The organism is Pantoea sp. 1.19 (assembly GCF_001922585.1).
Classification (GTDB): Bacteria; Pseudomonadota; Gammaproteobacteria; order Enterobacterales; family Enterobacteriaceae; genus 1-19.
This window is the reverse complement of the sequence record NZ_MRBS01000024.1, coordinates 1-4,959: the sequence shown is the minus strand read 5'-3', so window position 1 is coordinate 4,959 and position 4,959 is coordinate 1. Positions and strand designations below refer to the sequence as shown.

Genomic DNA, 4,959 nt, shown 5'->3' with positions numbered 1-4,959 from the left:
GGGTTGCTCCTAGTACGAGAGGACCGGAGTGAACGCACCGCTGGTGTTCGGGTTGTCATGCCAATGGCACTGCCCGGTAGCTAAGTGCGGAAGAGATAAGTGCTGAAAGCATCTAAGCACGAAACTTGCCCCAAGATGAGTTCTCCCTGACTCCTTGAGAGTCCTGAAGGGACGTTGAAGACGACGACGTTGATAGGCCGGGTGTGTAAGCGCAGCGATGCGTTGAGCTAACCGGTACTAATGACCCGTGAGGCTTAACCTTACAACGCCAGAGGCGTTCTTGAGAGACGATTTTCAGCYCAGTTCATAACGGATTGAAGCCGTGCGGCCGGATGGCGGCGCGGACAACAGAATTTGCCTGGCGGCTGTAGCGCGGTGGTCCCACCTGACCCCATGCCGAACTCAGAAGTGAAACGCCGTAGCGCCGATGGTAGTGTGGGGCCTCCCCATGCGAGAGTAGGGAACTGCCAGGCATCAAATCAGGCGAAAGGCCCGGTCGAAAGACCGGGCCTTTTGTTTTGCGCGCGGTTTGMGGCGGGCGCCCCGGCCCGACGGTCGGGKTTTTTTGCGTTCAGGCGCCCCGCGCGGCGCGTCGATCGCGACAAAAGCTTCAACCTTCCCCGGTGGGATCGGGTAAACTGTGCGGCAGTTTACACAGTAAAGGCGTCGACATGTCCTGCCCACACACCTCCCTGAAAACCTGGAATACTTTTCAGCTCGATGCCCGGGCCAAAAATATTCGCATCGTTCACGATGCCGCGACGCTATGCGATTGCTGGCAGCAGAGCCGCGCCGTAAATGAACCGGTGCTCCTGCTGGGCGAGGGAAGCAATGTGCTGTTCCTCAAGGATTTTAATGGCCAGGTGCTGATCAACCGGATTAGCGGTATCGCGGTGACCGAAACGGCTGGAGCATGGCTGTTGCATGTTGGCGCCGGTGAAAACTGGCACCGGCTGGTCGACTACACGCTTGACCAGGGCTACCCCGGGCTGGAGAACCTGGCCTTGATCCCCGGTTGCGTCGGTTCAGCGCCGATTCAAAATATCGGCGCTTACGGCGTAGAGCTGAAAAAAGTGTGTGAGTACGTCGATATTGTGCATCTGCCGAGCGGTCGTGAGCAACGTCTAACGGTTGATGAATGCCAGTTTGGCTATCGGGACAGCGTATTCAAGCATCAGTACCGCGATGAGTTTGCCATTATTGCCGTTGGCCTGCGGTTGGCAAAGCAGTGGCAACCGGTGCTGTCCTATGGCGATCTGGCGCGGCTGGATCCCGCGACCGTGACGCCCAGGATGGTGTATGACGCCGTGTGCCACATGCGACGCTGTAAGTTACCGGATCCGGCGGTGACCGGTAATGCTGGCAGCTTCTTTAAGAATCCGGTGATTGCGGCTGATGCCGCCGCCAGTCTGCTGGCACGTTTTCCGCACATGCCGCATTACCCGCAGGCGGATGGCCAGGTTAAGCTGGCGGCGGGATGGCTGATTGACCAGTGCGGATTAAAAGGCTTACAGCGGGGTGGCGCAATGGTGCATCATCAGCAGGCGCTGGTGCTGGTGAACGCCGGACAGGCGAGCGGAGGGGATGTGGTCGCGCTGGCACATGCGGTGCGCCAGCATGTAGGTACGCAATTTGATATCTGGCTGGAGCCGGAAGTGCGCTTCATTGATGCTGACGGTGAAACGGATGCAATAAGGGCCATAGCATGAAAGATAATTCTGTGCCGCTAAAGCTGGTCACGCTATTAGCCGATGGGGAGTTTCACTCCGGAGAGCAGCTGGGCGAACGGCTGGGCATGAGTCGGGCAGCGATAAACAAGCATATGCAAACGCTGAAAGAGTGGGGCCTGGACGTCTTCACCGTGACCGGAAAAGGCTACAGTTTGTCCGGTCCGATTCAGCTGTTAAACGCCGCAGACATTGAGGCCGGACTGGAAGAGGGGGGGGTTGCCGTTATACCGGTAATCGATTCAACTAACCAGTATCTGCTGGACAACATGCCGCAGCTGCAGCCGGGCGATGCCTGTGTGGCAGAGTATCAGCAGGCGGGGCGTGGCCGGCGAGGGCGTCAGTGGTTTTCACCGTTTGGTGCCAATCTGTACCTCTCTATGTACTGGCGTTTAGACCAGGGACCGGCCGCCGCAATGGGACTGAGTCTGGTGATCGGTATTGTCATGGCGGAGGTGTTGCAAAGCCTGGGTGCCGATGGCGTGCGGGTGAAGTGGCCAAACGATCTATACCTTAACGATCGCAAACTGGCGGGCATTCTGGTCGAACTGACGGGAAAAACCGGAGATGCGGCTCACGTTGTTCTGGGTGCAGGCATTAATCTTGCGATGCGATCGCCGGACGCTCAGGTCGTCAATCAGGGATGGATTAATCTTCAGGAAGCCGGCATGACTATCGATCGTAATGCGCTGGCCGCGCGATTGATCAATCAGCTGCGTACCAGCCTGCGTGAATTTGAGCGCGAAGGGCTGACGCCGTTTATTCCTCGCTGGGCGGCACTGGATAACTTTATCCATCGTCCGGTGAAGTTGTTGATTGGTGACCGTGAAATCCCGGGGATCGCCCGCGGTATCGATAGTCAGGGCGGGCTGCTGCTCGAGCAGGAGGGCGAAGTTAAAGCCTGGGTAGGTGGGGAGATCTCACTGCGCCCGCGGCATCCAGCGTCTTCCTGACTGCCACAGACGCACAGAGGGGGCCTCCGGCTCCCTCTGTCAGACCGACTATTTTCGCAGCCTGACACTTTCTACGGCGTGGTCAGCGCCTTTGGTCATTATCAGGCTGGCCCTCTCGCGCGTCGGCAGAATGTTTTCTTTCAGGTTCATGCCGTTGATCTCTTTCCACAAGCCGGTAGCAATACTGACCGCTTCCTCTTTCGACAGTTGCGCATAGTGGTGGAAGTAGGAGTCAGGATCGGTAAAAGCGCCCTCACGGAACTTCAGGAAGCGATTGATATACCAGCTTTCCAGTAGCGTCTCTGGCGCATCAACGTAAATGGAAAAATCGACGAAATCTGAGACAAAGACGTGATGCGGATCGTGTGGATAATCCATCCCACTTTGCAGGACGTTCAGACCTTCTAAAATCAGAATATCGGGCTGATGGACGACCTTATCCCCTTCCGGAATCACGTCATAGACCAAATGAGAGTAAACCGGAGCAGTAACCTGGCGGGCGCCCGATTTTAGATCCGAGACAAATTTTACCAGCCGGCGCATATCATACGATAGCGGAAAGCCTTTTTTCTTCATCAGTCCGCGCTCTTTCAACACCGCATTGGGGTGTAAGAAGCCATCGGTGGTGATCAGCTCGACGCGGCGGTGTTCGGGCCAGCGGCTCAATAACGCCTGTAGCACGCGTGCGGTGGTACTTTTGCCGACGGCTACGCTGCCGGCAATACTGATAATATAGGGAATTTTTTGGTTATCGGTACCGAGGAACTGCTCCAGTACCGCCTGACGGCGCAGATTTGAGCTGATATAAAAGTTCAGCAGGCGCGAGAGGGGGAGATAGATTTCTGCCACTTCTTCCAGCGACAGGTCCTCATTAATCCCTTTTAGCTGGACTATCTCTTCTTCAGTCAGCGTCATCGGGACGGAGTCGCGCAGCGCCGCCCACTGGGTGCGATCGAATTGCAAGTAGGGCGTCGTCAGTAAGGCATCTTTCTTATTCATAAGCGGCTTCTGCCTGCAACTTCCGTTCATTTAACCGCATCGCACATCGGCAAGGGAGGAGAGACGCGGGTGAAACGTTCAAAATCAATGGGCAGGAGGGTATCACCAGTCAGGCGCCAAAAAGAAGGAAAAATGTGTGCTGGCGTGTGCTTTCGCTAGCGAGACTGCAAACTGAAAAAAAGTCAGCCGGTCGCCGTAGAAGTGACTGACGAAAAAACATCTGATGACCGCGTGTCACGGAGAGGGCTAGCCACGCGCCAGACGCGTGAAAGCGCTGATAATTTCTTCAAAACAGGCCTGAATCACACTGCATTGCACAAATAGTGAGCGTAAGAACAAGAAAACTCATTTTTTTGTTGCATCACGACGCCGCTCTTCCTAGAATGCGCGTCACTTGATGCCGGCTTAGCTCAGTTGGTAGAGCAACTGACTTGTAATCAGTAGGTCACCAGTTCGATTCCGGTAGCCGGCACCATCAAGTACCCGGTGGGATTCCCGAGCGGCCAAAGGGAGCAGACTGTAAATCTGCCGTCACAGACTTCGAAGGTTCGAATCCTTCTCCCACCACCATTTCCACCCTGCAATCAGGGTTGGAAGCCAGATAAGAACTGTTCTTATCGACCTAAGCTACAGAAAGAGCAGGTAGCCGAGTTCCAGGCGGCGGGCATCGTATAATGGCTATTACCTCAGCCTTCCAAGCTGATGATGCGGGTTCGATTCCCGCTGCCCGCTCCAGATGTGCTGATATGGCTCAGTTGGTAGAGCGCACCCTTGGTAAGGGTGAGGTCCCCAGTTCGACTCTGGGTATCAGCACCACTTCTTTATCTTCCTCCTGATTCTCTCTCTGTAAAAATTAAACAGTCAGGCATTGGCCTGGTTGATGTGACGATATCTCCGATATATCCGTGTCTTAGAGGGACTAGCGATGGCTAAAGAGCAATTTCAACGTAATAAACCGCACGTAAACGTGGGTACCATCGGTCACGTTGACCACGGTAAAACCACTCTGACCGCTGCTATCACTACCGTACTGGCTAAAACCTACGGCGGTGCTGCGCGTGCGTTTGACCAGATCGATAACGCGCCGGAAGAGAAGGCTCGTGGTATCACCATCAACACCTCTCACGTTGAGTACGAAACCCCGACTCGCCACTACGCGCACGTTGACTGCCCGGGCCACGCCGACTATGTGAAAAACATGATCACCGGTGCGGCGCAGATGGACGGTGCAATCCTGGTGGTTGCCGCGACTGACGGCCCGATGCCGCAGACCCGTGAGC

At 55.6% G+C, this 4,959-nt stretch carries 4 protein-coding genes, 4 tRNA genes and 2 rRNA genes; 9 read left to right on the top strand and 1 reads right to left on the bottom strand.

Annotated features, from left to right (window positions below):
• The 4 genes from BS626_RS17875 to birA all read left to right on the top strand — a co-directional run.
• Positions 1-262, top strand: a 23S ribosomal RNA gene (locus BS626_RS17875); the annotation flags it as partial.
• A gap of 95 nt (positions 263-357) precedes the next feature.
• Positions 358-473 (top strand): 5S ribosomal RNA (rrf, locus tag BS626_RS17870).
• Positions 474-671: 198 nt separating this feature from the next.
• On the top strand, positions 672-1,709 hold the full coding sequence (gene murB / locus BS626_RS17865; protein ID WP_075183691.1) for a UDP-N-acetylmuramate dehydrogenase: 1,038 nt from the start codon (positions 672-674) through the stop codon (positions 1,707-1,709).
• Complete coding sequence (gene birA / locus BS626_RS17860) at positions 1,706-2,680, top strand: bifunctional biotin--[acetyl-CoA-carboxylase] ligase/biotin operon repressor BirA (RefSeq protein WP_075183690.1); 975 nt, start codon at positions 1,706-1,708, stop codon at positions 2,678-2,680. The genes murB and birA overlap by 4 nt, the downstream gene beginning before the upstream one ends.
• 48 nt (positions 2,681-2,728) lie before the next feature.
• Here birA and coaA read toward each other — a convergent pair whose 3' ends face one another.
• Complete coding sequence (gene coaA, locus BS626_RS17855; RefSeq protein ID WP_075183689.1) at positions 2,729-3,679, bottom strand: type I pantothenate kinase; 951 nt, start codon at positions 3,677-3,679, stop codon at positions 2,729-2,731.
• 399 nt (positions 3,680-4,078) lie between these two features.
• Between coaA and BS626_RS17850 the strand changes: the two genes are divergently transcribed.
• The 5 genes from BS626_RS17850 to BS626_RS17830 all read left to right on the top strand — a co-directional run.
• Positions 4,079-4,154 (top strand) — tRNA-Thr (locus BS626_RS17850).
• Between the two features lie 10 nt (positions 4,155-4,164).
• Positions 4,165-4,249 (top strand) — tRNA-Tyr (locus BS626_RS17845).
• Between the two features lie 90 nt (positions 4,250-4,339).
• Positions 4,340-4,414, top strand: a tRNA-Gly gene (locus tag BS626_RS17840).
• A gap of 5 nt (positions 4,415-4,419) precedes the next feature.
• Positions 4,420-4,495: transfer RNA gene (locus tag BS626_RS17835), tRNA-Thr, on the top strand.
• A 109-nt stretch (positions 4,496-4,604) separates the two neighbouring features.
• The coding region (locus BS626_RS17830; protein WP_075183688.1) for a GTP-binding protein at positions 4,605-4,959 on the top strand (355 nt) is incomplete at its 3' end.